This window comes from Variovorax sp. 22077 (genome assembly GCF_052044195.1).
Classification (GTDB): domain Bacteria; phylum Pseudomonadota; class Gammaproteobacteria; order Burkholderiales; family Burkholderiaceae_C; genus Variovorax; species Variovorax atrisoli.
Genome location: NZ_JBQEQC010000003.1, coordinates 110,417 through 137,035, shown reverse-complemented (window position 1 = coordinate 137,035; position 26,619 = coordinate 110,417). Strand labels below are relative to the sequence as shown.

Below are 26,619 nucleotides of genomic sequence, written 5' to 3'. Positions count from 1 at the left end.
TCGACGGCGTGCTCGGCAGCGATGGCCTGGTCGGCGGTGTCCTCGGCGCCGTGACTGGTGGCGACGCTGGTGGCCTGCTGAACGGCGTGCTCGGCAGCGATGGCCTGGTCGGCGGCGTCCTCGGTACCGTGACCGGTGGCGACGCTGGCGGCCTGCTGAACGGCGTGCTCGGCAGCGACGGCCTGGTCGGCGGTGTCCTCGGCACCGTGACCGGCGGCGACGCTGGCGGCCTGCTGAACGGCGTGCTCGGCAACGACGGCCTCGTCGGCAGCCTCCTGGGCCAGGACGGCCTGGTGGGCAGCCTGCTCGGCGGCCTGACCGGCGGCAACAGCCCGGTGGCCAACATCCTGGAGCCGGTGAGCGAGGTCGCCAGCAGCGTGACTGCCGCCGCGACGCCGATCGTCTCGACCGCGACCAGCGCCGTGCACGACGTGACGGCACCGGTGACCGACATCCTGGCCGGCACCACCTCGGCGGCCGCGCCGGTGGCGGAGGCAGTGAGCACCACGGTGAGCAGCGTCGACCACGCCGTCACCCCGCTGGTGACGGAAGTCGTGACGCCGATCACCAGCCTGGTCGAGCACGCGGTTTCGCCGGTGACGAACGTCCTGCACGGCCTGCTGGGCTGATCGGCCGGCGGACACCGGTAGAGAGAACACAAGAAGGAAGAGGGGCGAGGGAGCTTGCCGCAGCACCAGGGACAGGCCGCCACCGGCCTGTCCCGCGAAAGGACCGATATGAAGAAGAATTTCCAGACAGTGGCCATCGTCGCGCTCGGCGCAGTCCTGGTGGGCTGCGCGGCCCCCAAGACCGGCCGCGACGATGCGACCTACTACTACTCGAACAAGGCTGCGACCGCGGTGCCGAAGGTGGAGCCGGCACCGCCGCCGCCGGTGCAGAACGGCCCGGCGGGCGTGCCGAAGATCGTCTATTTCGACTTCGACAAATACAACATCAGGCCCGGCGACCGGAACATCGTGGAAGCTCACGCGAGCTACCTGCGCAACCGGCCGCAGAGCAAGGTCGTGATCGAGGGCCACACCGACCAGCGCGGCGGCCGCGAATACAACCTCGCGCTGGGCCAGCGCCGTGCCGACTCGGTCCAGCGCGCGCTCACGCAGCTCGGCGTGCCCGCCGAGCGCATCGAGGCCATCAGCTGGGGCCTGGAGAAACCTGCATCGCTCGAAACCACCGAGGAGGGCTATCAGCTCAATCGCCGGGCCGAATTCAGCTATCGCTGAAGCCGGGTCACCGCGATGACTTCGGTGGTGGCAGTCCCCGGACCGCGCACACGTCAGAGCGAAAGCAGATGACGGGCGTGGCCGGTTTCCCGCATTCGAACGGGGCCGAATGATGTCCTTCACAGACCAGCTCCACGCCTGCCACGAACGCCTTGCGTCGGTGTGCGCGGCGCTGCCTGCGCCCTATCCGGCATTCACGCTGTTCTTCTCGGTCAGCGACGGCTCGCAGCGCGCACACGTCGTGCACGCGCGGGCCGCCGACTTCGAGACTGCGTGGCGCGAAGGCGCGGGCCACGTCGAGCGATGGGTGCACGAGCGCGGCATCGTCTCGCCGTGGCTGCGCATCGACTGGGTGGAGGGCGCGAGCCCGATGGACTGGGCCCAGTTCAAGACGCAGCTCACGGCCGTCAAGCGCAACTACTTCCGCCTCGGCCTGGCCTTCGACAAGGACTTCGCGCTCGCCTTCACCGAGCAGGAACTCAATGCCAACGCCATGCTGTGCGGCGACTCGACCATCGCGCACTCGGTGGTCAACGCGCGCAACTTCGAGGTCTACGGCCAGGCGCGCTTCCAATGCTCGCCGCCGCTGGACATGCCCTCCGACCAGCCGGTCTACCTGCTGGCGACCGTGGGCGTGTTCTGCCAGCCCGACGGCGTGGTGCACAAGCTGGTGGGCACGGGGCTCGACGCGGGCCGCCGGCAGCTGCCTGCGCTCAACCCGCAGTCGGTGCTCGAACTCGTGCGCAGCGGCTCGTCGTACCTCGCGCGCCAGGTGCAGGGCGACGGCCTCTTCGTGTACGGCTACTTCCCGTGCTTCGACCGCCGCATCCCGACCTACGACGCGATGCGCCATGCGAGCGCGATCTACGCGATGCTCGAGTCGTGGGAGCTCACGCGCGACGAGACGCTGCGCGCGGCCATCGACCGGGCGCTGGAGCATCTCACCGGCTCGCTGATCCGCGACTACATCCTGCTCGACGGGCGCGCGGTGGCCTTCCTGGTCGACACCGGCGGCGAGATCAAGCTCGGCGGCAACGCGGCCTGCGTGCTCGCGCTGGTGAAGTACTGCGAGCTGATGGACACGCGCCGCTGGCTGCCGCTGCTGGAGAAGCTCGCGCTGGGCATCGCCTCGATGCAGGATGCGGCCACCGGCCGCTTCAACCACGTGCTGCACGCCGCCGACCTCACGGTCAAGCAGGCCTCGCGCATCATCTACTACGACGGCGAGGCCGCCTACGCGCTCATGCGCCTCTACTCGCTCACGCGCGAGCCGCAATGGCTGGCGGTGGTGGAGAAGGCCTTCGACCACTTCATCGCCAGCCAGCACTGGCAGGCGCACGACCACTGGCTCAGCTGCTGCGTGTGCGAACTCACGCACTGGAGCCCGCAGGAGAAGTACTTCCGCTTCGGCCTGCAGAACGTGGCGGGATACCTCGACTTCGTGCTCGACCGGAAGACCACCTTCCCGACGCTGCTCGAACTCATGCTGGCCGCGCAGCAGATGCTGCAGCGGCTCGAAGGCATGCCCGCGATGCGGCACCTTCTGGACGAACTTGACACCGAGAAGTTCTACCGCGCGCTCGACTACCGCGCGCACTACCTGCTCAACGGTTTCTTCTGGCCCGAGATGGCGATGTATTTCCGCCGGCCGTCGACCGTGGTGGGCTCGTTCTTCATCCGCCACCACTCGTTCCGCGTGCGCATCGACGACGTCGAGCAGTACCTCTCGGGCTTCGCCGCCTACCACCGCTACCTGGTGGAGCGGCGCGCCGTGCCGGGTGGCGCGGGCTCCGGGGGCGGGCGCGACGACGGCGCGGTGTGGACCGCCAGCGAGATGGCGCGCGTGACCGGCGGCGAGTGGGTGGTCAAGCCCGAGGACGGCTGGCGCGCCGCGGGCGTGGCGCAGCGCTCCTTCATGCGCAAGGGCCGCGTGGTGTTCGACCACCAGACGCGGCCTTCCAAGACGCCGCTGGCCGCCGTCACGCTCAAGGGCGTGCTGCAGCCGGCCGCGGCCGTGCTGTGCTCCGACCCCAAGCCGCACCTCGACAAGCGCGTGCCCGTGCTCAAGGTGCAGAACGTGCTGCAGGCGGTGCTGGAGCTCGGCGACCATGCGCGCGCCGAGTTCACCGGCCGCGTGTGCGGCGTGCTCGGCAGCGGCGCCGGAAGCAGCACCGTGGCCGCGATGCTGGCCGGTGCGCTCACCGTGTGGGGCGAGGTCGGCCAGCCCGAGGGCAACGTGAGCCTGCCGTCGGGCATCGCCTGGAACATGACCTGCATGCCCAGGCACGCGGCCTACTGGGTGCTGGAGATGGGCACCTCGCACATGCCGGCGTCGGCGCAGCTGGTGCGGCCTTCGCTGATGGTCGTCACGGGGCTTTCCGCCGCCTCGCAGAAGCACCGCGGCCCGAGCGAGGCTGCCGCGCGCATGGACAGCCGGATCTTCCAGGCCATGGCGCCGGGCGATTCGGTGGTGCTCAACCGCGACATTCCCGAGTTCGCCACCTTCGCCGAAGCGGCGATGGCGCAGCAGCTGCAGATCGTGACCTACGGCGAGCACAGGGACGCCGACGTGCGCCTGCTGGCCTTCGACCACGGCGAGGTGCAGGCGATGGTGGCGGGCGAGCCCTTTCAGCTGCGGCTGAACGCGCCGGGCCGGCACATGGGCGCGAGCGCCATCGCCGCGCTCGCCGCGCTGCAGGCCATGCGGCTGCCGCTGGCCGCCGCGGTCGAGCCCTTCGCGCACTTCGAGCCGCCGGGCGGCCGCGGTGCGCTGCACACCATTCACATCGGCGGCGGCAGCTTCAAGCTGATCGACGAGACCTACGACGCCAACCCCAGCTCGATGCGCGCCGCGCTGGAGCTGCTCTCGCAGGCGCCCTGCGAGCCGGCGCGGCGCGTGGCGATCCTCGGCGACATGCAGGAGCTCGGCCCCGCCGCCCAGCGCCACCACCTCGACCTGGAGGCCGAGCTGCTCGCATCGCAGCCCGACCGCGTGCTGCTGTGCGGCCCGCTGATGCGCGCGCTGCATGCGCGCATCCGCACCAAGGTGCGCTCGCACTGGTTCGTCGATGTGTCCGATCTGTCGACAGCGCTCGGCGGGCTGCTGCAGCCCGGCGACTGGGTGCTGGCGAAGAGTTCCGCGGGTGTCGGCCTTTCGCGGCTGGCCCGGGTTTTGAAAGCACTGCCATGAGATTCAACGCACTCCTGCACTCGGCCTTCGGATACGAGGCCCCCGCCACGCGACAGCAGCCCGCCCGCCGCTGGTGGCTGGGCTGGCTGCAGCTGCTGTGCGCGTGGGTGCTGTGCATGCTGCTGTGCGCCAACATCGCGCTGGTGTTCGCGCAGGATTTGTCAGGGCGAAAGGGGGAGGTCAGCGCAGGGAGGCCGGCCGGTTGCGCGGTAACGGGAAGCGCCGCGCAACCGGTGCCGGTTAACGGGATCAGGGCCGATGTGGCGAAGGGGCAAAGGCTGCCGTGCTGATGTGTGTTTGAAGCGCACCGCGAGTGAATATTTGCCTTGTAACAGCTGGGTAACAGTTGATAATGAGGCAGGCGTCACTGCACGACGGACCGGCTCTTTCCAATGATCAAGTTCCTCCTGCCAAGCCAACTGGTTGCCGAGACCCCGGACGAGCCCGGAGCCAGTCCCTACGCGGGTGCGCTGAACGCCGCATTCCGCGCTGCCTATCCGCTGGTGAAGAGTGCGGCATGGCGCTCGCTGCCCATCAGCCTGTTCGGGCTGCTGCCTTCCATCTTCCTGCTGCAGGTGTATGACCGGGTGCTGTCGCGCAGCGGTACCTCGACGCTGGCCGCGCTGGTCAGCGGCATCCTGTTCTTCCTGTGCATCGAGTTCTGGCTGCGCACGCGCCGCTCGCGCCTGCTGCGCAACGCCGGCGCCATCGTCGACCACGGCGTCTCGGGCGCGCTGCTGAACTCGATGCTGGGCCGTCCGCTGCGCGCGCTGGAGGCGCGGCCGGCGTCGGTGTGGCACCTGTACTTCCGCGACGTGGCCTCGGTGCGCGGCACCATCACGGGCGGACTGGCCCAATCCATCTTCGACCTGCCCATGGCCGTCTTCGCCCTGGTGGTCATCGGCATCGTCGCATTGCCGGTGCTGCCGGTGGTGGTGCTGTTCCTCGGGATCATGTCGTTCCTGGCGTGGTGGTGGGCCGACGAGGTGCGCTCCGGCCGCGTGGAGGAAGTGCAGCGCGGGCGCGGCCTCGAGCGCGTGACCGCCGAGATCTGCAACGCGCGCGAGACGCTCAAGGCCCAGGCCAACGACGGCCCCACCATCGAGATGTGGCGCCAGACCTACAACGCCTGGCTCGCCGAGAGCTTCAGCAAGAACGGCCAGATCGAGACCGCGCGCGACGGCACCACCGTGCTGCTCACCGTCTTCTCCGTCGTCGTCGTGACCGTTGGCGCCGTCTCGGTGATGGAGCAGTGGATGACGGTGGGCGGCCTGGTCGCATCGAACATGCTGGCCTTGAAGGCGCTGCAGCCGGTGGCCGGGCTGGTGTCGAACTGGCGCTCGCTGGCCACCGCCAAGGAGGCCGCCAAGCGGCTGGAGACCGTGTTGCGCGAGCCGGTCGAGAAGCCGCCCACGGGCATGACGCTGCCCCAGCCGCTGGGCCGCATCACGCTGAAGGACGTGAGCTTCAGCTTCACCGAGACCGCGCAGCAGCCGGTGCTGGAGAACGTCGACCTCGACATCGGCCCGGGCGGCCTGCACGTGATCGTGGGGCGCAACGGCGCGGGCAAGTCGACGCTGGTCAAGCTGCTGTCGGGCCTGTACACGCCCACGCGCGGCGTGGTGAGCATCGGCGAGTACGACCTCTCGCAGTTCGGCCGCGAGGAGCTGTCGCGCTGGATCAGCTATCTCTCGCAGGAGGTCTACTGGTTCGGCGGTTCGCTGATCGACGTGATGCGGCGCAACGCGCCGGGCCAGAGCGACGAGCAGATCGTGGCGGCCTGCAAGCTCTCGGGCGCGCACGACTTCATCTCGCGGCTGCCCGACGGCTATCGCACCATGGTGGGCGAAGGCGGCACCGGCGTGTCGGTGGGCGAGCGGCGCAAGCTCGCGCTGGCCATGAGCTTCCTGCGCAAGCCCTCGGTGCTGGTGCTCGACGAGCCCAGCAACGACCTCGACTTCCAGAGCGAGCGCAACCTGCTCGCCACGCTGCTCGCGGTGGCCAAGGTGCGCACCGTGGTGGTCGTCACGCACTCGCTGCGCATCGTGTCCGCCGCCAACGTGGTCTACCACGTCACCGGCCAGGGCAACGTGGAGCAGGGCACGGCCGCGGTGATGGTGCCGAAGCTGTTCGGCGTGAAGAAGCCGCTGGTGGCGCTGGGCGACGCGGAAGAAGGCGCGGCCGGCGGTGCCTCGCCGGCCTCGCGCTCGATGGCCTGAGGCACGGGCGGCGACCGACGAGCAACGAACGACTGACGAACGAAGAGTGACCGGGGACGCGATTTGAAAATAGACCTGCCGCAGATTCTTCAGGAAGAGAACGAGAAGCGCGAGGCCCAGGCCTCGCCGCAGGGGCGGCGGCGGCAGTGGATCATCGGCGGCGCGATCGCCGTGCTCGCGCTGGTCGGCCTCGGCTTTCCGATGGAGACGGTGGTGGTCGCCCCGGGCCGCGTGATCCCGTCGGACCGCGTCAAGTCCATCCAGCATTTGGAGGGCGGCATCGTCAGCAACGTGCTGGTGAAGGAAGGCGAGAAGGTCAAGCAGGGCCAGCCGCTGGTCGAGATCGACCTGGGCGGCAGCGGTCTCAACCTCGAAGAGCTCACTGCCCGCTACGCCGCCACGCAGGCCACGCGCGTGCGGCTGATGGCCGAGAGCCGCGGCCAGCCGCTCACGCGCCAGTCCTTCGCCGCCGACATCGACGAGGGCGTGTTCGAGGGCGAGACCGGCGCCTACCAGGCGCGCGCGCTCGAGCAGCGCGGCGTGATGGCCGGCGCGGTGTCGGGCCTTGAGCAGGCGCGCAGCAAGAAGCTGGAGCAGGAGGCCAAGGTCAAGGGCCTGAGCGACCGGCTGGCGCTGATGCAGAAGGAACTCGAAATCTCCGAACAGCTGCTCAGCGAGAAGCTGGTGGGCCAGGTCGAGGTGCTCGAGAAGCGCCGCCAGGCCGAGAGCGTGCGCAGCGAACTCGCCGTGGCGCGCCAGGGCGTGGTTTCGGCCAACGCCTCCATCACCGAGGCGCAGGCCAAGATGGCGGAGGCCGAGGGGCGCTTCCGCCGCCGCGCTTCGGACGAACTGGCCACGGTCGAGCGCCAGTTCGCGAGCCTGAGCGAAGACCTGGCGCGTGCGCGCACCCAGCGTTCGCGCACCGTGGTGAAGGCGCCGTCGGACGGCATCGTGAAGGGCCTGCGCAACTCCAGCCCCGGCTGGGTGGTGAAGCCGGGCGAATCGATCCTCGAAGTGGTGCCCGACGAGGACGAGATAATGGTCGAGGCGCGGCTCAACCCCAACGACCGCGGCTTCATCGAAGTGGGCCAGGAGGCGCGCGTGAAGATCACCGCCTACGACTACCTGCGCTACGGCGCGGTCGACGGCAAGGTGAGGCTGGTCGCGGCCGACGCCGACCGCGACCCCGCCATCTCCAGCGGCGCGCCCTACTACCGGCTGCTCATCAGCATGTCGCAGTCGCACGTGGGCCGCGTCGAGAACCGCATCACCGCCGGCATGGAGTCCGAAGTGGACCTGCGCGTGGGCACCGACCCGTTCATCTGGTACATCCTGCGACCCGTGCTCAAGCTTCGCCGCGAAGCTTTCCGCGAACCATGAAGTACCGCAAACCGGTCGATCTGCGCCGCGTGGGCACCGGCGCCGTCTGCGCGGCACTGTGTGCGGGCTTCGCGCTGCCGCCAGCCTACGCCCAGGAGCAACAACAGCAGCAGCCCCAGCCGCTGCCCGACTACCTGCTGCAGCAGCAGGAGATGGAGAGCGCCGCGAGGCTCACCGTCGCGCGCAGGCTCTCGGCGCCTTCGCTCGGCGCGGCGAGCTACGCCCAGCAGGTGAAGCAGGCGCTGGTCGTGCTCTCGCAGGACTACCCCGAAGTGCAGACCATGCAGGCGGCCGCCAATACCAGCAGCTACGGCGTGGATGCGGCGAGACAGGCGCGCTATCCGAAGTTCAGGCTCGGCACCTCCTCGGGCAACTACAACAGCGGGGCGGCCAACGCCAAGACGCAGAGCTACACCGTGCTGACCGCCGAGGCGCGCGTGAGCCTGCTGGACGGCGGCGCGATGAACGCCGCGCAGCGCGCCGCGGAAGCCGCCAACCAGGCCGACGACGAGGCCGTCGTCACCACCTCGCAGAAGGTGGTGCTGGACGCGCTCACCGCGTATTTGCAGGTGCAGCGCTTCGACCTCAAGAAGCAGATCGCGCACAAGGCCTCCGAGGTGGTGGCCGAACTCTCGAAGGCCGAGGCCCGCCGCGTCGCGCTGGGCGTGAGCGGCGACAACGACCTCAACATGGCAGCCTCGCGCCGTGCGCTGGTGGCCGCGCGTGAATCCGACTTCGAGGCGCAGCGCGACGAGGCGCTCGCCAAGTTCCGCAACTACTTCAAGTTCTCGCCCAACCCCGAGTCGCTGCCGGTGCTCGCGGCGCCCGTGCAGTGGCGCATCGCCACGCAGGAGGAAGCGCTGCGCCGGGCCGAATCGCGCAGCACCGAGATCGCCGAGGCGCTGGGCCGCATCGAGCGGGCGAGGGCGCTGGCCGACCAGCAGGACGCGAGCCTCTACCCCACGCTCGACGCCGTGCTCGTGAAGAGCAAGGACCCGCGCGGCGTCTCGCCGCAGGACCCGACGCGCGCTGCGTTCGAGCTCAACTGGAACTTCGGCAACGGCTTCGACCGCCAGCTGCGCCTGAAGTCGGCGCTGGCCGAAGTCGCCAACCAGGAAGCCAAGCTCGAAGGCGTGAAGCTCAACCTGTTCGAGCTCACCGCAGCCTCGTGGTCGCGCACCGTCTCCGGCCGCGAGCGCGAGAAGCAGCTGATGGAAGCCGTCAGCACCGCCGGCCAGGCCTTCCGCGGCCGCCGCCGCCTGATGGAGTTCGGCCGCGAGACCCTGCCCAAGGTGCTCGACGCGCAGCTCGACTACTACACGCTGCTGTTCGACTACGTCGATGGCGTCTTCGACCTGCGCATCTCCGAGCTGCGCCTGGCGCGCACCACCGGCGAACTGCGCATCGACCCCGCCGGCCCCAACAACTGGATCGACCGCCTCTTCGGCGCCCCCAGCCGCCAGGTGCTCACCGAGGACGGCCTGCTCGCGAAGCTCTGCATATCGAGCAACACCGCCTGCACAAGCGAGCCGGTAGTGACCGAACGCGCCACCGGCGCAGCCGGCGCCCCGCCGGCCCTGCGCAGAGCCCAACGCCTCTCGATCCCATAAGCAAGCGGGCAAGCGGCAAGCGAAGCGAGCCAATTCGCGAACACCGCGGAACCGGCTCTGCCGGGCCTCAGGTGTTGCCCCCGGAAGGGGGGTGGCGAAGCGGACACGAAGTGCCGCGCAGCCTGGGGGGAGCCAAGCCTTGCCTGGGGGCGAACTTATTGCTCTTCGGGAATGCCCGGTTCGCCGTCGAGGATCTGGTACTTGCGCATCTTCTCCCACAGCACCTTGCGGCTGATGCCCAGGTGCTGCGCCGTGTCCTGGCGCTTCCAGTCGTTGATCTCCAGCGCCGCGATGATGCGGTTGCGCTCGCTGCTGTTCCAGCCCTTGCGGTCGGCGCTGCCGTCGATCGCGCCCAGCCCGCCCGAGCTGCCGTTCAGGCCGTTGCCGCCCGCCGATGCCGCAGGCGCGGGCGTGCCGCGCGTGAGCGCGATGGCGCGCTGGATCAGGTTCTGGTCCCAGCTGTGCAGCTGGCGCGCGATCACGCCCACGCGCTCGGCGAGGTTGCGCAGCTGGCGCACGTTGCCGGGGAAGTAGGTCTCGGCCACCGCGTCGCTGAGCCAGTGCGGCGTCTCGCCCAAGGCTTCCAGCTCGTCGCCGAGCACGTTGCTCAGCAGCGCCTTGAAGATCGCGATCTTGTCGATCTCGCCGCGCTCCTCGAGGCTGGGTACGTGCAGCTCGATCACCGCGAGCCGGTAGAACAGGTCGGCGCGGAACTCGCCGCTGGCCACCATCTCGCGCAGGTTGCGGTTGGTGGCCGCCACGAGCCGGAAGTCCACGCGCACCGGCGCCGTCGCGCCCAGCCGCGTCACCGCGTTGTCCTCCAGCACGCGCAGCAGCTTCACCTGCTGGTAGCGCGGCAGGTCGCCGATCTCGTCGAGGAACAGCGTGCCGCCCGTGGCCTGCTCGAAGTAGCCGCGATGCGCATGCACCGCGCCCGTGAACGAGCCCTTGGTATGGCCGAAGAAGAGCGACTCGAAGAGCCCGTCGGGAATCGCGCCGCAGTTCACCGCCACGAACGCGCCCTTGCCGTAGCGCTGGTGGCCCATGTGCAGCTGCTGCGCGATGCGCTCCTTGCCCACGCCCGTCTCGCCGCGCACCAGCACGCTGTGGTCGCAGTCGGCAAAGGCGTTCACCTCGGCCAGCAGCGCCTTCATCGCATCGGAGTGCGCCACCAGCACATCGGGCGGCTGCGGCGCCACCTCGCGCGCACGCAGCTGCCGCACCAGCTTCGCGACCATCGTGCGCAGCTCGGCGCAGGTGAAGTCGTATGGCAGCACATGCAGGTACTCGGGCGGATAGGTGCGCGAGTCGCGCTCGCGCGACCCGGCCGCCACCCAGATCACCGGCATGCCCTGCAGCAGCTCGGTCGCATGCGCCAGGCCGCCCCCGTCGATGACCGTGACGCTGATGATCGCCACCGAAGGCCGAAGCGCGGCCCCCTGCTCCTGATGCGGAGGCGGCATGCCGTCGGCCCGGATCACCTCCACGTCGAAGCTCGCCATGCACCGCGCGATGCGGTCGAGGATGTCTGCCTTGCCTTCCCAGACAAAGAGGTCGAGTTCGTCGAAATTGGGGGATGAACTCATAAGGCTTCGAAAAACACACTCGATAGCGGGTACGCGGCAAAGCGCGCCGGACAGCTGGGCTTGCAGCCGGGGGACGTATGCGCGCGCGATTTGAATTCGGGAACTCTCATAGGTCTGTCAGTAAACCAATTGAGCGTCATTGCATCGGAGGGAGTGCAACTTGACGTCGATTTCGCCCAGATGAATGCCAAGAACGTTTTGGAGCAATGGGGTGAGAACACTTTTCCCTATCGCGTCCAGCAGCGGTTGGAGCAGGCCGGTCAAGACTGCCACAGCGTTCGAAACCACGCTGCCTGATGGTGACCCGCTGCTTTTGTTCAATGTTCCCTTGATAAGGTCGATGCAGCCCTGATTCGACGTCGATCCCAGGAGCCCCGTGTAACTGCAGCCATCGCCTCCGAGCAGTCCGCCGACCGCACCAAGCAGATCGCCAATGCCGTTGAGGAGCCCACTGAGCAGTCCGCTCTGTGCGGCGTCGTTTTCGATCTGCAGCTTTGCATTGCTGAGCCTTTTGGCGCGGCATGCCGTCGTGTCGGCCGTGCAGCCGGCTCCGCCATCCGCCACCGATTTGCCGCTGTCATTCCATATCTGGGTGGCCAAGGTCGTGACGTCGGACGAACTGGGCGTGCCGCTCGAAGGCTTCGAACTGAGCAGGAGGTTGGAAATCGTGGTCAGCAGATTCGTCACGGTGGTTCCGACCGCAAGATCATTCCCCACCGTGGCAGTCTGGCCCACGCCGAGCGTGACCATGGTCGGCTGTTCGATGGGAAGCGCCGCAATCGGGGTGCTGCTTGTGGTTTTGAGCAGGCCCAGAACGTTGATCAGTTCGAGGCTGGAAAGGTTTTGCTCGCAGGCGTCTTTCTTGGAGAAGATCAGGCTGTCGAAGCACGCCTGGTATCTCGGATCTCCGGCTGACAGAGAGCAGTCCTGCGTCCCGGCACTGTTCGAAATCTTGCCGATGCAGCCTTTTAGGATTGCTCCATCCACCGAGATCTGGGCCCGCTGCTCGCCCGAGGCCGAGATCAGATCGGGCTTGCAGAGTTCTTGCAGCGTTCCTTTGGCCGCAACAAGGTCCAGGGCGATGGGAAGATTGATCTTCAGCAGGCTCGAAAGAATTCCGCTTGTCTTGACATGGATGAACGTGCGTACCTGCGCGGTGTAGGCCGTAATGCCCTTGGTGCCGATCGCAATGGACGGAGGCTCTACCAGACCTGCCTTGGCCGTGACGCTTGCAAGACCTAGCAGCGAGAGATTCAGGCCCGGAACATCAATGGAACGGCTGCCCGTGGCAACGCCCACTGCGGCCTGGATCAAATCCAGGGCATTGATCTGCGCGTCGAGCGCAGACGATGCGCCAGGCGTGTTGATCAGCGCAAACAGACTCGGGCTGCTCGTCAGTGCGCCCAATTTGACGTTCAGCTGATCTACGTTCAGCTTCGCCTTGATCGCGGACACCAGCGTCGCATTGGCACCCACCAGGTCGCCACGGCTACCGGCTTTAACTACCGCATCCAGCAGCTGGCCGAGTGACACGCTCGTGTCGAGCAATGCATTCAGCCCCGCGACGGTGATGTCAGAGGCAGCGCATGTGCCAAGCTGACAGAGCAGTCCGCCCGGTGTGATCTTGACGTTCGCCAAACCTTCGTAGCCGGCGACGATCGTGTTGTCCAGATTCAGGCCGATTGCCTTGAGCAAGGCGCCAAGTGTCGAGTCGCCGGAAACGCGGAGCAGCCTGGAACCGACGGAGAACGCAGCGGACGGATCTGCCATGGCCGCCACTGCCTCGACGGTGATCTGTCTGGCGGAGTTGCCTGGAATTTGAGGAAGCAGCAACGGCGGAGTTCTTCGAATCGATACCAGGACCGAGTTGAAAGGTTGCGTTCCCGGGGAGAAATGCTTGGGCAGAACCGGCTTCGTGGGATCCGGATCCCAACGTCCGCAGGTGACATCTGCCGCGGTCAATTGAAAACCCGTCGGAAGGTTTTGAGTAGCGTTGGCAATTGCCGCGTTGGTGGCGCTAGTGCAACTGGAGGAGGCTATGGACTGCGCTCCCGCCAATGCGGCGAGGTCGGCGGATTTTTGAAGCTCTCGCTTCAGAAAGAACAAGTAGCCCAACTCCGTCCCAATCAAGGTGATCACGATGAGTGCGAGCGCGATCGCGGCGTTGATCACCACTGAACCAACTTGTCGTCGGGCCGCCGCCTGGCTGGTTGGACGCATTGTTTTCCTAGGAAGGTGTGGCGGCCGTCGCTTTGCCGGAAAGGTTGGCGGGCATCCAGCTTTGAGTGAATGGAAGCGCCGGAAGCAGCGGATTGGCGCTGTACGGATAGGTCACCTTGATCACGACTTTCCCGGGCGTGACGACGACATCGGGGGGGGGGATCTTTGCGCGGATCCATGCTTCCTTCGTGGAAGCGGCGCTCCCTGCGGCAGCGGGCGTGATGGAGGAAAGGGAGAGCGACCGGTAGATTGCCGACAGTACGTTTGCCTTGAGTGTTTCCGGTGCGGTGTTGGTCTGGGAAAGCTGGGCGGCCCGAGCGCCGTCCTCTGCCGCCCGGGAAATCACTTGCTGAACGTACAGTACGCCGCCGAAGGTGATGACTCCGTACACGGCTAGAAACAACACGCTGAAAACCAATGCGAACTCGATGGCGGCAACACCGCGTTGCCGCGCGGCGGCTCGTTCCGCTGTGCGACGAACTCGCAATGAAATCACAGCGGCCTCCCATCGAGCAGCATGCTGGCCTTGCCCGTTATCTGATCCGGCAATGCAAAGCTTGGAAACGGGGGAAGGAGTTTCTGGATGTCCTTGACGGTCACCGTCACTACCATCTGGCAACGCTGCGTCCAGGCTTGGCCGCAAACGGGCGTCTTGAGGCAGTCGTCTTCGCCGGCCATGCATACAGTGGCCTGGACGCTCAGGTTGCTTTTCAAGGCAGTGGGCAACCATGACGCTCGCTGGGTGGCAACGTTTCCCGCCTCTGTCTTCTTTGCATCGAGGCTGATCTGATATCTCAGTCCGGCCCTGGCGCCTTCTTCCGCTGCGTTCTGCAAGCCCATCCGTGCGGTCAGCAGGAAGCCGTAGCAGATGGCGGCATAAAGCAGAAAGAAGACGATGAGAAACACGAACGCGAACTCGATCGCATAGACGCCGCTTTGGCGGCGTCCGGTCTTTGCGAGCTTGCGTGAGTAGGGCATCGGAGCTGCGGTGCTGGAGGAGTGTCTTGCGGCTTAGCGGGTACCCGATGACGTTCCGCTCGTGTTGCTGTTGGATTTGTTCACCGTCGAACCGAGCCGTTCGGGGATCGGGAACTCGAAGCTCTTCATGTAACGGTCGTAGCTTCGGCTCGCGACGCCTCCGGTGATGGTCCTGGGCGAAGGCGATGCAATCTCGCCACTGCGTTGCCACGCGAGCAGGCTCTGCGTCGCGTCGCCGACCTGCAGCGGCACCAGCTCGAATTCTTCCGCTTCGGCGGATTGCTCCTGCGAACCGGGTGCCATTGCATCGGCTTTGGGTGCGTCTGCCGAAGCCGAGATCGCGGCGGGCTTGGCGTCGACTACGCTCGCCTTCATTTGTGCCATCGTGCTCGTCGCCGAAATCAGGAGCGCGGCGGCTAATGCACTGGCTGGCAGACCCGTAATCTTGTCGTTCATGGTGTGCTCCGTGAGGTGGAGTTCAATACAGAGGGCATCTCCGCGGACAGCGGCGATTGATTCAACTGATTTGCGGTCCTGATGCCTGCCGTTTCCGACCAGCGGGAGCGCTTGAGCGCGAGAGGCGAGACGATGGATTCGTCACGGCTGACTGCAGGAACGCCTGCAGACACCGCAGCCGTGGCGCGTACGGCGGATGCCGATGTGCCGCCGGACGACTTCATCTGCTGCGCCGCCGCCCTGATGGCTGCGCGCGTTGCCTCGGACATGCGATTGGCATTCATCAGGGCTTCTAACTGCTCTCGTTGCTGAGTCACTTCGAGATAGAGCGCGAGGTTGGCCTGCGCCTGGGTGCTGTCGGGCTTCAACTGCAGCGCCTGCATGAGCGGCAGACGTGCTTCTTCAATCAAACCTGCGCGCAGGTTTGCGTAGCCCAGGTCGCTGAGCAGGACTGGATCTGTCGGCGTACGACGCTGTGCCTGGGAAAGCAAACGCGATGCTTCAGCGTAGTCACCGCGCATTCCCGCCAGCAAGCCCAACCCTCGGTAGCCCGCGCTTTCCAGCGGGCTGCCCAGCAGGCGCTTGTATGCGGCTTCGGCCGGCGCGGTCTGTCCGGTCTGACGCAACGCCTCCGCGCGCACGCGTGTGGAGTCCGGTGAGACGCCCCAGCGTTGCTCGAGTGCATCGATGTGCGCGAGCGAGGCAAACCAGAGGTCCTCCTTCTGCATTTGCTCCACAAGACGCAGGTACGTGGCCTGCGTGTCGACCGACGCTCCCGCCTTGGTGTCCGCATTTACTTCGGCGGCCATACGCTGCTGCGCATCGGCGCTCGCTGCGTACTGGTCCTTGAGGCCGGCACAGCCGGAGACGACGAGTGTCGCGGCGACCACGCACATCGATACCAGTGCACGGAAGGCAGGATGCGCGACTTCATGAGCGTTGAGCATGATCATTTGGCTGCGATTCCCAGAGAGCGGAAGACAGAGAGAAAGGCGGGGCCGGCCGTGACAATGACAAGCGCCGGCAGCAGCGTGGTCACCATGACGGCAGTCATCTTGACCGTGATCTTGCCGATGCGCTCTTTCATCTCGGAGCGCCTGTGTTCGCGAAGCCTGTCGCTGAAAACGCGCAGCGGCTCCTGCACGGCACCGCCGTGCTTGTCGACTTGGACTAGAAGCGACACGAGCCCGCGAAGGTTTTCATTCCTGTGCAGCGTGGCAAGGCGCTGCAGCGAGTGTTCGCGGCTGCGGCCCTGGCTGTATTGGCTGTTGGCAAGCGAGAGTTCGTAGCCGAGCACGCGCAGCACGTGCGAGAAATCAGTGGCCATGATCTGCAGACTCTGGTCCAGGCTGAGCCCCACGCCTTGCAGCAGGCGCAACAGATCGATGAAGAGCGGGAGTTCCTGCGCCGCGCGCTCGCGCCGTCCGGCCGCAAAGCTGCCCAGCATCCATTTGGGTCCCATGAAACCGATTACGAAAGCGGCGGCCTGAACCATGACGACCGTACGTTGAGGGTGCCCCTCGCTCCACGCCACGTAGGTCAGCGTAGGAAGCAGGAATGCGAACACCACGCGGGTCACCATGAAAACCAGCTGGGTGCGCTTCGAGGGCAGTCCGCACTGGTCGATGAGGTTGCGGTCCTCATCGGCAACGAGCGCGCGGCCGAATCTGGAGTCGAGCCAATGAAACGGAAGTTCGACATCCGACTTCGCCGACGCAGCCCCTGGGTCGTCGGCTGCCGGAGCAGGCACCGCGGATGCTGCTTGGTCAATTGCACGGCCGATGACTTTTCCACTCCGCGCTCGCCGCAACTCGGCCGCGATCAGCGCCCCGGCGCCAGCCATCAAACCCAGGGCCAGGAGAGCAAGGCTGATGACCGCCAGTTGGTTGGGCGAGAGTGTCATGTCAACCTCGCCAGGCGATAGAGCAGGGCAGCACCCAGCAGTTGAAATCCCACGGCGAAGAGGATCATGTTGCGACCCGTGCCGTCGTTCCACATGCCCATGAAATAGCTGGGATTGGTCACTATGAAGAAGGCGCCCACGCCGACTGGCAGGAGCCCCAGGATCCAGGCCGAGAGCCGCGTTTCCGAAGACATGGCGACCAGTTCGTGTTCGGCCTGCTCGCGGTCGCGCATGAAGTTGCCGACGCGTTCCAGCAGCAGGTCGGCGCGGCCGCCGTAGCGCACACCGAGGCCGAGGATCGAGGCAAGCAGGAACATTTCCTCGATGCGAACGTTGGTGGCTGTCTGGTGAAGGGCGCGGTCCAGGTCCATGCCGGCACGTACCAGCGAGGCTGAACGCTCGAGTTGTCCACGCAGAGGTTCGGCCGTGGTGGCAATCGCAAGCTGGAATGCTGCCTGCGTGGAGTTGCCGATCGTGATAAGCCTGACCATTGCATCGATGTAGGCCGGCAATTGGCCGATCAGCTTGCGGCGAAATTTCTGCAGTCTCAGCCATACGGCGAACGCCGCAGCGAGCGCCAGGACGGCAAGCGCACCCAGTGCGGCCAGCCAGCCGCCGAACAATCCGGCCACCAGGGAAAGCAGCAGGATCCCGCCGGCGGCCAACGCGGCCGTGCGCGGATCAATCACTCCGACCAGTCGTTCAGGCAAGGCGCGCTCCAGCAGCCCGACAGGCGTGGCTGTCGCTGCCGCATTGCGCTCGTCGTCGAGCCAGGGGTCTTTGAAGCCGCCCGCGAAGTTGTCGCTCGACAGGTCCCGCAGAGGAAGTGGTGCTGCCGCTGCCGCCGCGGCACTGGCACTGGCCAGAATCTGCTGATTCAGATGCCGCTCGGTCGCCTGCCGTGCCTGGCGCGTCTTGGCCCATTGCCACAGCAGCAACCCGGCGGCCGCAAGGACCAGCGCGATGCAGGCAACGACGAGCAACCCTTCACGCACGATGGTCCCCCTGCTGCGCCCGCGCCATGGACTGGCGGAAGCGCGTAATTTTTGGCGAGTGCGGTGCGATACCCAGCGATACCCAGCGATCTCGCTCTTCACCATCTGGGGAAGCGATCGGCTCGTAGCGGTACAGCTCCTGCATCGCCACCACGTTGTCGTTGACGCCCGTGACCTCGCTCAGCGAGATGATGCGGCGCTGCCCGTTCGAGAGGCGCCCGATCTGCACGATGAAGTCGATGGCGTTGGCGATCTGCCGGCGCAGGCTCACCTCGCTGCCCTGGTAGCCGGCGAAGCCCGCGAGCATCTCGAGGCGGTAGAGGCATTCGCGCGGCGAGCTCGCGTGGATGGTGCCCATCGAGCCTTCGTGGCCGGTGTTCATGGCCTGCATCATCTCGATGACTTCGGCGCCGCGAACCTCGCCCACGATGATGCGGTCGGGCCGCATGCGCAGGCTGTTGCGCAGCAGGTCGCGGATCGACACCACGCCCTGGCCGTCGAAGCCGCCGGGGCGGCTCTCCAGCCGCACCACGTGGCTGGTGCCCAGCGAGAGCTCGGCCGTGTCCTCGATGGTGATCACGCGCTCTCGCGCCGGGATGAAGCTGGCCAGTGCGTTCAACAGCGAGGTCTTGCCCGAGCTGGTACCGCCGCTCACGAGGATGTTGCAGCGCGCGCGCACCGCGATCTCCAGCAGCTGCGCCATGCCCGCGTCGAAGGTGCCGAGCTTCACCAGGTCGGCCGGCGTGAGCGGCTCCTTGCGGAACTTGCGGATCGACACCGACAGGCCGTCGATGGCCAGCGGCTCGATGATGACGTTGATGCGACCGCCGTCCGGCAGGCGGGCGTCGACCATCGGGTTCGACTCGTCGAGCCGGCGTCCCAGCGGCGCGAGGATGCGCCGCACGATGCGCATCACGTGTTCCGAATCGGCGAAGCGCACGGTCTCGCGCTCCAGCACGCCGTGGCGCGAGACGTACACGTTCTGGTAGCCGTTGATCAGGATGTCTTCCACGGCCGGGTCATTGAGCAGGTCTTCCAGCGGACCGAAGCCGGCGAGCTCCTTGGTGAGCGCGTCGGAGATGAGCTGCATCTCGCGGTCGTTGATCGGCACGCGGCGCAGGCGCACGAAGCTGTCGACCTCCAGTTCGACGAACTGCTGGATCGACGCGCGCGACCAGCGGCCGAACTCGGCGCCCAGCTCCTCGATGCGGCTGAGCAGGTGGTCGTGCGTCCAGCTCTTGATGTCCTGGAACTGCTGGGAGTTGATGAACGCCTGGTCGTCGTCGGCGAATTCGATATCGGTGGACATGGGCTCAACCTTCGTGTGAACTCTTCCAGAAGCCGGTGACCTGCGACATGAGCGCAACCCAGCGTGGATCCTTGGCCGGAGGTTGGCCCGTGGTAGACATGTATTCCTGGTGCAGGCTGCGGGCCAGGCCGGTCACCGCCTGCGCGTAGGGGTCGCTGCGTGCGGTGCGCACCAGCATCTCGCCGCGGCTCGCGGCCGCCATCAGTTGAGCACTGCGCGAAGGCAGCACGTGGCGCAGCGGCAGCTCCAGGCGCTCGGCGATGTCCTTGGCCGTGAGGCCGACATGACTGTCGAACTTGTTGACTACAAGACCCAGCCGGTCGGTCTCGATGCCGCGCGTGCGCAACTCCTTGAGCATGTTTGCCGTCGACACGATCGCGCCGATGCTCTGGTCGCAGACCACCCAGCTACGCTGCGAGGCCTGCACGGTCTGTGCAACGAAGTCGATGGTCGAGAAGCCGCCGAGGTCGGCAACCTGAAAGTCGAAGAAGTCGCCCAGCCGCTTGATCAATGCCACCGAATCGGCGTGCGAGATCTCGCGCACCTGCGCGAGGCTTGTCGGCAACGGAAGGACTGCGACACCGCTCGTGTGATGGGCCAGCGCGGTATGCAGCAAGGTCTGGTCAAGGCGGCGCAGGTTGCGCACGCCGTCGACAAAGCTGAAGCCGCTCTGGGTGTCGAGGTAAAGAAGCCCGTCGCGCGCCGGCAGTCCGAGGTCGAGCAACGCTACGCCATGGCGAACGCTGCGGTTCGCAGGCCGTGGCGCCTGCGACAGCATGTCGTGGAGCACTAGCGACAGGCTCGTGGCGAGCGTGGTCACACCAATGCCCGCCCGCGCGCCGAGCAGTGCGAGCGTGCAGCCGCGCATGCCGCCCTGCGTGCTGCTGCGGCGGTCCAGCAGCTTGCGCAGCGTGTTCACCGCATCTTCCGACGGGGCTGACAGGTCGACGAAATCGTCCACCCCGGCGCGCAGCGCGGCAAGCATGGATGCAGGTTCGGCCGAGACACCTGTGGCCAGTACTGGCAATGTCGGCCAATCGCGCTTCAGGCGCTGGTGCAACTCGATGGCTGCAGCTGCGCCGTCGCCCGAGAAATCGAGAAATACAGCCACCGGACCGAGCAGCGCGATGCGCTCGTCGATCGACTTCGCGTCGGGCGCAAGCACAACCACCGAGCCGAGTTTGCTGAGTGAATCGGTCAGCCACGTGATGTGGCTTCCGCTGGACGAGGCAAAGAGATAGGTCTCCGTGCCTGCCTCTGGTATGTTGTCGCGAGGAGCGTTCATGGCGTCGACCACCGGCTGTGCGCGGGCCTTTTGATCAACGCGAGAAACCGGGCACGGTAGTGCCGGAGGCCGGGCCGAGCAGATGCGCGCGCCACACCGGGCCATCGCGTTGCTCTGCGCCACCGGGCAGGTACGGTGCCAGATCGGTGCCGCGTGCAATGGGCTTGACCAGGTGCGGCGTGACGAGGATCACCAACTCCTTCTCGCTCATCTGATATTTGTTCTGCTTGAAGAACGTACCGAGCACGGGGATGTCGCCGAGCAGCGGCACCTTGTTGGCGTTCGATGTCGTGGTGCGGCTCACGAGGCCGCCGATGATGAAGCTCTCGCCGTCACCGAGCTCGACCGTCGTGTCGGCCCGGCGCGTACTGATGGCGGGCACTGCGACGCCGTTGATGCTCAGCGAATTCGTGTAGTCGAGGTCGCTCGCTTCAGGCGCGACCTTTAGCACGATGCGTTCGTTGGACAGGATCGTCGGCGTCAAGGTCAGGCCGATGCCGAAGGGCTTGTATTCGATGCTTGTCGTTCCCAGGCCCTGGGGTGCCGGAACCGGGAGTTCGCCCCCGGCAAGGAAGCTCGCACTCTGCCCCGATAGCGCGACCAGCGTGGGCTCGGCGAGCACGCGTGCCATGCCGTTGCCTTCAAGGAAGCCGACGTTCAGGCCAACACCGGCCTTGCCGAAGTTGAACAGGAGGCTGAAAGCCTGGGCGAGCGGGTTGTTGTACTCGCCGGTGATGGCGCCGTTGGACGCGAATGACACGGAGCCCAGCGACGAAGGAGAAAAGACGCCGAAGCTGAACCCGTTGGAGTTGGCGCGGGTGCTGAAGATGTTGAGCCCGGCCTGCTTGAGCACGCTGCGGTTGAACTCGACGATCTTGACCTCGACCTGCACCGTGTTGCTCCGGACGTTGACGCTCGAGCGATCTAGCAGCACCGTTTTCTCTCCGCTGGCGGCCATAGCCGCGTCGCGTGCTTCCTGATGCGCGTCCATGCTGTTGAGCGAGCCGGTGAGCGTCGACGCCCGGCGACGTACCTCCAATTCGTACACCGTGGCGCTCAATTGCCCCTTTTCCCAGACCATCAGGGTGGTCCTTCCCGCAGCCTTGCCGGTGACGATGAGGCGAGCGGCGGGCGAGTTTGGCGATTGACGGGTCAGCGCGACGGCTGCCACCGTCTCGTCAGCGATCGCCATGCGTTCGATGCCCTTGGCGATCAGCAATTCCTTTTGAGTGCCTGCATCGACCCGCAGCGCAAGCGCAGGCCGCGAAGCCGGTGCTTGCGCATCGGCTGCAGTCGATATGACGGGACATACGCCTGTCCCCAGCAGGTACAGCAACGCGAGATGAGGGCGCAGAGAACCTGCCGTCGGAGACGTTCTCTTGCGTGCTGCGAACTTCATGTCGTTGTGTTCCTGTATGGCATGAATGGGATTTGCGCTGATCAGTAATTGATGGTTTCGCTGCGGTCGCCGCGGATGACTTCGACCTGCAGACCGCGGCGGGCGCTGTTGCCTCCGGAACTGGCGGCAGCCGGTGCCCTCACACTGGCGACGGCGGGTTGACGCGATGCGCCTGGGGTTCCTCCCGTGACGAAATCGGCTGTGGTGAGGCCCGCCTGAGCGCGATCAAGACCTTCGAGTGGTGGACGACGCGGCTCGCCGGCTTTTGCCGGCAGTGGTTGCAGGGCGGTGGGCAACTCCGCGAAAAGCTTGGGATCGGGCTGCGACATGTCGGTTGGATTGCGCAGCGCCAGCACCAGGCGGCCGCTGTTCTCGGCGAGCGTCAGCCGGTTGATGTCTTCCACAGGCACCGCGAGCACGGCGGTGCGGGCGGGCTCTGCGCGCTGAGCCTGTGCGGCGGCGTTCTTGTCGGTCTTTGATGCGAGGCCGTCCACGGAGGCGTTGCCATAGGCCAGCACGCGCGTGCGTGACAGCAGCAGGCGCGCCTGGCTGCGATCGATGTCCTTGATGTCTGACTTGAGCATCAGGAAGACGTCGACGAAGTCGCCCGGCTGGACCTTGTTGCCCACGCCCATGGCTTCGTCTGCCTTGATAGCCACAGCCCGTTCGCCGTCTGCGACGCGCAAGGCCAGCCCCGAGACCAGTTGACCTTCAAGGAGAGGCGTGCCTTCGCCCAGGTCCATGACGGGCACCCGTCCCGCGAGAGGTGCGGTGTCCTGGAATGCCCCCGCCGGGTTGATGGTCAGTTGCTCCACACGCAGTGCGTCGGCAGGAATCGCCTGTCCAGCCGGCAGAGGCTTGGCTGCAACAACGACGGCAAAGGTCTGGCTCTGGGCGGCCTTGGCGGCCGGCGCGCTGGCTGACGACGGGGCAGTTGCCACGGGCGGCGGCGACTGTCTGCTCAACACCCATGCATAGCCGCCGAGTGCAAGCGCCAGGAGCACGAGGATGGCTGCGATGACTTTGGTGAGGTTGATCATGATCGGCGTTTCAAGAGAGAGGAATCAGTGGAGCTATCGATGAACAACTCATGGCGAGATGACGACTACCCGCTCTGTCGACCCCAAACCATCCAAACCGCCGCGCCGATCGCCAGATATGCCGCATAGGGAATGAAGCGCACCCGAGTCGAAGACGAGTCGCCGGCAACACGAGATGACGATCCGAAAAGCATCAGCGAAACCTTGGGAAGCACAGGCCAGCGATGAAGGACCATCCAGAGCACCGCATGCAAGCCAGCCAGCAGGCTGCCGACAATCCAGACAGGCGGCAGTGCCGAAATGCCCACCCAGAGGCCAAGCGCACCTGCGAACTTCACATCGCCTGCGCCCATGACGCCCAGAGCGTAGAAAACCAGCAGTCCGAAGAAGCCGGCGCCTGCACCGATCAACGCGTTTCTCCAGTCGCCGCCTGGACTGATTCCCAGGGCGAGCGCCGCAAGCGCCAGGAGGGCGCCTGCGAGCGAAAGCCAATTGGGGACGCGGCGTTGCTTGAAGTCATAGACGGCTATGAGGACCAGCCACATCAAGCACACCGATGTCATTGCCACGGAACGCGCTATTACGCAGCGCTGATGGCCGTCTTGATGCTGGTCCAGATGGTGGACAGCTTTGCGCCAATACCGTCGGTACCTGTAATTGCGGTGATCATCACCACCGAAATAAGCCCCGCAATAATTCCATATTCAATTGCGGTCGCACCTTCTTCATCGCGCAGAAAACGAGTAATAGAGCTGAGCATGATTTCCCCTTCAAGGAAGTGTTAACAAAGGCTTGCGAGGTGGATGTTATACAGCGTAACTCCGTGTATCAACAAGGCAAACCCGCAAGTCTTTCGTCAGAGTGTGCTAGCCGAAAGGGGTATAGCAGGATAGCGGCCAGCCTCTCGCCAGCCGGAGACAGGGGTGACCTGCTCAGCCAGTTAACGATCAGGAAACCAATTTTTCCCTCTGTGGACCACAGTGCGCCTCCCATGAAGGGGGGATGTGGCGTAACGGCGCGGGGAACGCTCGGGATGGGGGCGTTACGGGAACAAACGCGTTACGTGTTACGTAGCACGGGCCCCTGAGCCTTAGATGTAACGGTCAAAAAAGGCCCAGTTCGTGAGCAAAAAGTCACGACTTCGAGGGGGTCGCCCCAAGGGCAGGAGGGTCTAGGGCCCGGGCCTCAGCCCAGGATCTCTTCGTGGAAGAGCTTCCAGTCGGTACCCTGGCGTAACCAGTACTGGCGACGGGAACGTCCGCTCTTCTCGCCTTCGAACACTTCGCCGAAGGTGACAACCATGGTGTCGTCGCCGTCCTTCCAGTGGAGGTACGACATGTCCTTGAGCTGGACGCGCTTGCCCTGCGCGTATTTCACTTCGTCGTCGACGACTGAAATTCCCTCATTGGACTTTTTGGCTATGCGCTGGAAATCGGGCAAATAGAATTTCTTCAATTGCGCTTCATTTCCGCTGGCGCGGGCGTCTTTCCAGCCGGTGATAGCACTTGTAATTGACTGGGCTTCTTTTTCTGCCTGCGTTTGCGAAATCCATTGCAGGCTGCGCGCGGTGACCACCGGCGTGGCGCCGATTTGCACCTTGCGCAATAGCTGCCTGAGGTCGGGGTTGGCCATGACCACGCAGCCGTCGCTCGCCAGCGGCGCCCGGGCGAACTGCTGCGGCGGGGTGCCGTGCAGCCAGATGCCGCTGCCGGTCTTGCCGCGCCGCACGTCGTACGGGTTGGGGTAGTTGATGGGCAGGGCGCCCGCGCCGTAGAAGTCCTTCAGCGTCTTCGGATCGAGGCTGCTGGTGATGTAGTACACGCCCAGCGGCGTGCGCGCATCGCCTTCGGTGGCCTTGTCGGTGCCGGCCTTGCCGACCGAGATGTAGTAGTCGGCCGCCAGCTTCAGGCCCTTGTCCGAGTTCTCGAACAGGTAGAGCCGCGAGCGCGAGGCGTCCACCGCGATGGCGTAGCGGCTGCGGGTGGACAGCGCCAGGAACTGCGAGGGCACGGTGTTGGCCGGTGGGCGGTCGCGCAGGGCCTGCAGGCGGCGCTTCGATTCCTCGTGCAGCTCGGCCATGGCCGGGTTGCCGCGCATCTTCGCGATGCTGGCGGTGTCGGGCAGCGAGTTCGAAGGCGGCACCTGCGCGGCGAGCAGGTCGCCGTAGACGAGCTGTGCCAGCTGGAAGTTCGGGTAGTCGCGCACCAGGTCGCGCGCCTTGGCCAGCGCGGGCCGGGTCTGGCCGCGGCCGAACATCTCGTAGACGGCGATCAGCCGGGCTTCGGCGCTGCTGGCTTCCTGGATGCTGCCGGCCGGTGCCGGCCTGCGTGCGGGCTTGGCATTCGCTGCTGCAGCCGCAGCCGTGCGCAGCTCGGCGTTGCCGGTGCTCTTCCTGCCCTTGGCGCCGCGAGGCTCTCTGACTTCCCAGGCCGAGGCGACACGGCTGTTCGTGCCGTTGCGCGCCGTGGCGCGGCTGCCGTTGCGGCCGTTGCCTGCAACGGCTGTCTTGCCGCCTTTTTCCTTGTGAGCCGCGCTGCCCGCCTTGGCGGCGCCGCCTGTCTTGCCGGCGGCGTTCGACGCCAGCGCGGCACCGGGCGCCGCGAACATCAGTGCCGACGCGGCGGCAATCGCCGCGAGCAGCTGCTGTCCGCTGCGCAGACGAAAAGGGGGATGCTGAAGCCGGCCCTGCCGGACGATGTCTGCCACTAGCCGCCGACGCTTTCCTTGCGAATGTGCCATTGATTGCCGGAGCGCTGCATCTCCAGCGTCTTGCGGCTCGAAACGTTGAGGTTGTCCGCGCGGTAGATCTGGCGGAACTTGGCCGTCGCGTTCTGGCCGTCGACCTTGATCGCGAGGTTCTCGATGTTCACGCTGATGCTCGACTTGCCGACGATGCGCGCGCGGCGGTCTTCTTCCCAGCTCTTGCGGCTCTGGCCGCCGGCGGGCGTGAAGTCGGAGCCGTAGGCCGCGAGGTAGCGATCCATGTCCTGGCTGGCCCAGGCAGAAGCCCATGCGCGCACGGCCGATTCGACTTCGGCATTGGCAGAGGCGTTGCCTGCTGCGGGTGCCGGGGCAGGTGCGGGAGCCGGTGCTGCTTCGGGTGCCTTGGGCGCCGCGGCCACCGGCGCGGGAGCTGCCGCGACCTTGGCAGGCGGCGGCGGTGCCGCAGGCGCGGGCGCCGGAGCCGGGGCTGCCTTGGCGGCAGGCGCAGGTGCTGGTGCGGCCGCGATCAGCGTGGTCGGCTTGCCGCCGGGCGGCGTCGGCGTGAAGAGCGTGCGGATCACCGCGAGCTTGGGCTGCACGGCGGTGTTGTTCTGGTCGAGCTGCAGCGCCTTGCTGTAGGCCTGGCTCGCGAGCCGGGCGTACACGTCGCCGAGGTTCTCCTGGGCGGTGGCGTAGCTGGGGTTGGTGCGGATCGCGCTCTCGAGCGCGGCGCGGGCCTTGTCGAACTGGTTCTGGCTCGCGTAGATCACCGCGAGGTTGTTGTAGGGCTCGGGCAGCTCGGGCGCGTCGAGCGTGAGCTGCGTGAAGGCGGCGATGGCTTCGTTGCGCTTGCCGGTGTCGAGCTGGATCACGCCCTTGAGAAAGCGCATCTGCGGATCGCGCGGCTTGTCCTTGAGGAAGGCCTCGGCCTTGGCCATGGCCTCGTCGAGCTTGCCGGCCTGCATGAGCTTGTCGACTTCCTCGTGCTCGATGGCCGCCAGCGCCGGAAGCGCGACGCCACAGGTGGCCGCGGCCAGGAGCAGGGCGCGCACGGTGGGGGAGAAGCTGAAACGGGCGCGTGGCCTGGGGCTCTTGGGCATTGCGG

The 26,619-nt window shown here is 66.3% G+C and carries 22 protein-coding genes and 1 pseudogene; 7 read left to right on the top strand and 16 right to left on the bottom strand.

What is annotated here, in order from left to right:
* The 7 genes and pseudogenes from ACTJLF_RS05195 to ACTJLF_RS05165 all read left to right on the top strand — a co-directional run.
* A pseudogene (locus ACTJLF_RS05195) lies at nucleotides 1–629 on the top strand (hypothetical protein); the annotation flags it as partial.
* A 108-nt stretch (nucleotides 630–737) separates the two neighbouring features.
* Nucleotides 738–1,241, top strand: a complete 504-nt coding sequence (gene pal / locus ACTJLF_RS05190; protein ID WP_019656211.1) for a peptidoglycan-associated lipoprotein Pal — start codon at nucleotides 738–740, stop codon at nucleotides 1,239–1,241.
* Nucleotides 1,242–1,350: 109 nt separating this feature from the next.
* Nucleotides 1,351–4,431 (top strand): glutamate ligase domain-containing protein, encoded by a 3,081-nt coding sequence (locus ACTJLF_RS05185; RefSeq protein WP_132753578.1) that lies wholly within the window; start codon nucleotides 1,351–1,353, stop codon nucleotides 4,429–4,431.
* Nucleotides 4,428–4,721, top strand: a complete 294-nt coding sequence (locus ACTJLF_RS05180; RefSeq protein WP_019656209.1) for a hypothetical protein — start codon at nucleotides 4,428–4,430, stop codon at nucleotides 4,719–4,721. The genes ACTJLF_RS05185 and ACTJLF_RS05180 overlap by 4 nt, the downstream gene beginning before the upstream one ends.
* Before the next feature lie 102 nt (nucleotides 4,722–4,823).
* Nucleotides 4,824–6,650 (top strand): peptidase domain-containing ABC transporter, encoded by a 1,827-nt coding sequence (locus ACTJLF_RS05175; protein ID WP_126184631.1) that lies wholly within the window; start codon nucleotides 4,824–4,826, stop codon nucleotides 6,648–6,650.
* A 63-nt stretch (nucleotides 6,651–6,713) separates the two neighbouring features.
* Complete coding sequence (locus ACTJLF_RS05170; protein ID WP_019656207.1) at nucleotides 6,714–8,030, top strand: HlyD family type I secretion periplasmic adaptor subunit; 1,317 nt, start codon at nucleotides 6,714–6,716, stop codon at nucleotides 8,028–8,030.
* Complete coding sequence (locus tag ACTJLF_RS05165) at nucleotides 8,027–9,640, top strand: TolC family protein (protein WP_440882627.1); 1,614 nt, start codon at nucleotides 8,027–8,029, stop codon at nucleotides 9,638–9,640. Before ACTJLF_RS05170 ends, ACTJLF_RS05165 begins: the two co-directional genes overlap by 4 nt.
* Nucleotides 9,641–9,795: 155 nt before the next feature.
* Here ACTJLF_RS05165 and ACTJLF_RS05160 read toward each other — a convergent pair whose 3' ends face one another.
* From ACTJLF_RS05160 to ACTJLF_RS05085, 16 genes are all read right to left on the bottom strand, one after another.
* Nucleotides 9,796–11,226, bottom strand: coding sequence for a sigma 54-interacting transcriptional regulator (locus ACTJLF_RS05160; protein WP_145761526.1), 1,431 nt, complete (start codon nucleotides 11,224–11,226; stop codon nucleotides 9,796–9,798).
* A 117-nt stretch (nucleotides 11,227–11,343) separates the two neighbouring features.
* On the bottom strand, nucleotides 11,344–13,446 hold the full coding sequence (locus ACTJLF_RS05155) for a TadG family pilus assembly protein (RefSeq protein ID WP_440882626.1): 2,103 nt from the start codon (nucleotides 13,444–13,446) through the stop codon (nucleotides 11,344–11,346).
* Between the two features lie 7 nt (nucleotides 13,447–13,453).
* Nucleotides 13,454–13,942, bottom strand: a complete 489-nt coding sequence (locus ACTJLF_RS05150) for a TadE/TadG family type IV pilus assembly protein (protein WP_309938647.1) — start codon at nucleotides 13,940–13,942, stop codon at nucleotides 13,454–13,456.
* Nucleotides 13,939–14,424, bottom strand: coding sequence for a TadE/TadG family type IV pilus assembly protein (locus ACTJLF_RS05145; RefSeq protein ID WP_145761524.1), 486 nt, complete (start codon nucleotides 14,422–14,424; stop codon nucleotides 13,939–13,941). The genes ACTJLF_RS05150 and ACTJLF_RS05145 overlap by 4 nt, the downstream gene beginning before the upstream one ends.
* A gap of 33 nt (nucleotides 14,425–14,457) precedes the next feature.
* A complete protein-coding gene (locus ACTJLF_RS05140; protein ID WP_354325629.1) occupies nucleotides 14,458–14,880 on the bottom strand; it encodes a DUF3613 domain-containing protein in 423 nt (140 codons plus the stop codon).
* Entirely contained in the window at nucleotides 14,877–15,833 is a 957-nt protein-coding gene (locus ACTJLF_RS05135; protein WP_440882625.1) for a hypothetical protein, read from the bottom strand. Before ACTJLF_RS05135 ends, ACTJLF_RS05140 begins: the two co-directional genes overlap by 4 nt.
* Nucleotides 15,830–16,783, bottom strand: coding sequence for a type II secretion system F family protein (locus ACTJLF_RS05130; protein ID WP_145761522.1), 954 nt, complete (start codon nucleotides 16,781–16,783; stop codon nucleotides 15,830–15,832). The genes ACTJLF_RS05135 and ACTJLF_RS05130 overlap by 4 nt, the downstream gene beginning before the upstream one ends.
* Entirely contained in the window at nucleotides 16,780–17,778 is a 999-nt protein-coding gene (locus ACTJLF_RS05125) for a type II secretion system F family protein (protein ID WP_145761521.1), read from the bottom strand. Before ACTJLF_RS05125 ends, ACTJLF_RS05130 begins: the two co-directional genes overlap by 4 nt.
* Complete coding sequence (locus ACTJLF_RS05120) at nucleotides 17,771–19,087, bottom strand: CpaF family protein (protein ID WP_145761520.1); 1,317 nt, start codon at nucleotides 19,085–19,087, stop codon at nucleotides 17,771–17,773. The genes ACTJLF_RS05125 and ACTJLF_RS05120 overlap by 8 nt, the downstream gene beginning before the upstream one ends.
* Nucleotides 19,088–19,091: 4 nt before the next feature.
* On the bottom strand, nucleotides 19,092–20,372 hold the full coding sequence (locus ACTJLF_RS05115) for a histidine kinase (protein WP_145761547.1): 1,281 nt from the start codon (nucleotides 20,370–20,372) through the stop codon (nucleotides 19,092–19,094).
* A gap of 34 nt (nucleotides 20,373–20,406) precedes the next feature.
* Nucleotides 20,407–21,771 (bottom strand): type II and III secretion system protein family protein, encoded by a 1,365-nt coding sequence (locus ACTJLF_RS05110; RefSeq protein WP_309938659.1) that lies wholly within the window; start codon nucleotides 21,769–21,771, stop codon nucleotides 20,407–20,409.
* 41 nt (nucleotides 21,772–21,812) lie between these two features.
* Complete coding sequence (gene cpaB, locus ACTJLF_RS05105) at nucleotides 21,813–22,811, bottom strand: Flp pilus assembly protein CpaB (RefSeq protein ID WP_145761519.1); 999 nt, start codon at nucleotides 22,809–22,811, stop codon at nucleotides 21,813–21,815.
* 65 nt (nucleotides 22,812–22,876) lie between these two features.
* Nucleotides 22,877–23,374 (bottom strand): A24 family peptidase, encoded by a 498-nt coding sequence (locus tag ACTJLF_RS05100; protein ID WP_145761545.1) that lies wholly within the window; start codon nucleotides 23,372–23,374, stop codon nucleotides 22,877–22,879.
* Nucleotides 23,375–23,391: 17 nt separating this feature from the next.
* The gene (locus ACTJLF_RS05095; protein ID WP_416491941.1) at nucleotides 23,392–23,571 is read right to left on the bottom strand and encodes a Flp family type IVb pilin; all 180 of its coding nucleotides are present in this window, start codon (nucleotides 23,569–23,571) and stop codon (nucleotides 23,392–23,394) included.
* A gap of 425 nt (nucleotides 23,572–23,996) precedes the next feature.
* Nucleotides 23,997–25,517: a L,D-transpeptidase family protein gene (locus ACTJLF_RS05090; protein WP_440882624.1), complete on the bottom strand. Its 1,521-nt coding sequence runs from the start codon at nucleotides 25,515–25,517 to the stop codon at nucleotides 23,997–23,999.
* Nucleotides 25,517–26,614 (bottom strand): L,D-transpeptidase Cds6 family protein, encoded by a 1,098-nt coding sequence (locus tag ACTJLF_RS05085; RefSeq protein WP_440882623.1) that lies wholly within the window; start codon nucleotides 26,612–26,614, stop codon nucleotides 25,517–25,519. Before ACTJLF_RS05085 ends, ACTJLF_RS05090 begins: the two co-directional genes overlap by 1 nt.
* Nucleotides 26,615–26,619: the final 5 nt, after the last annotated feature.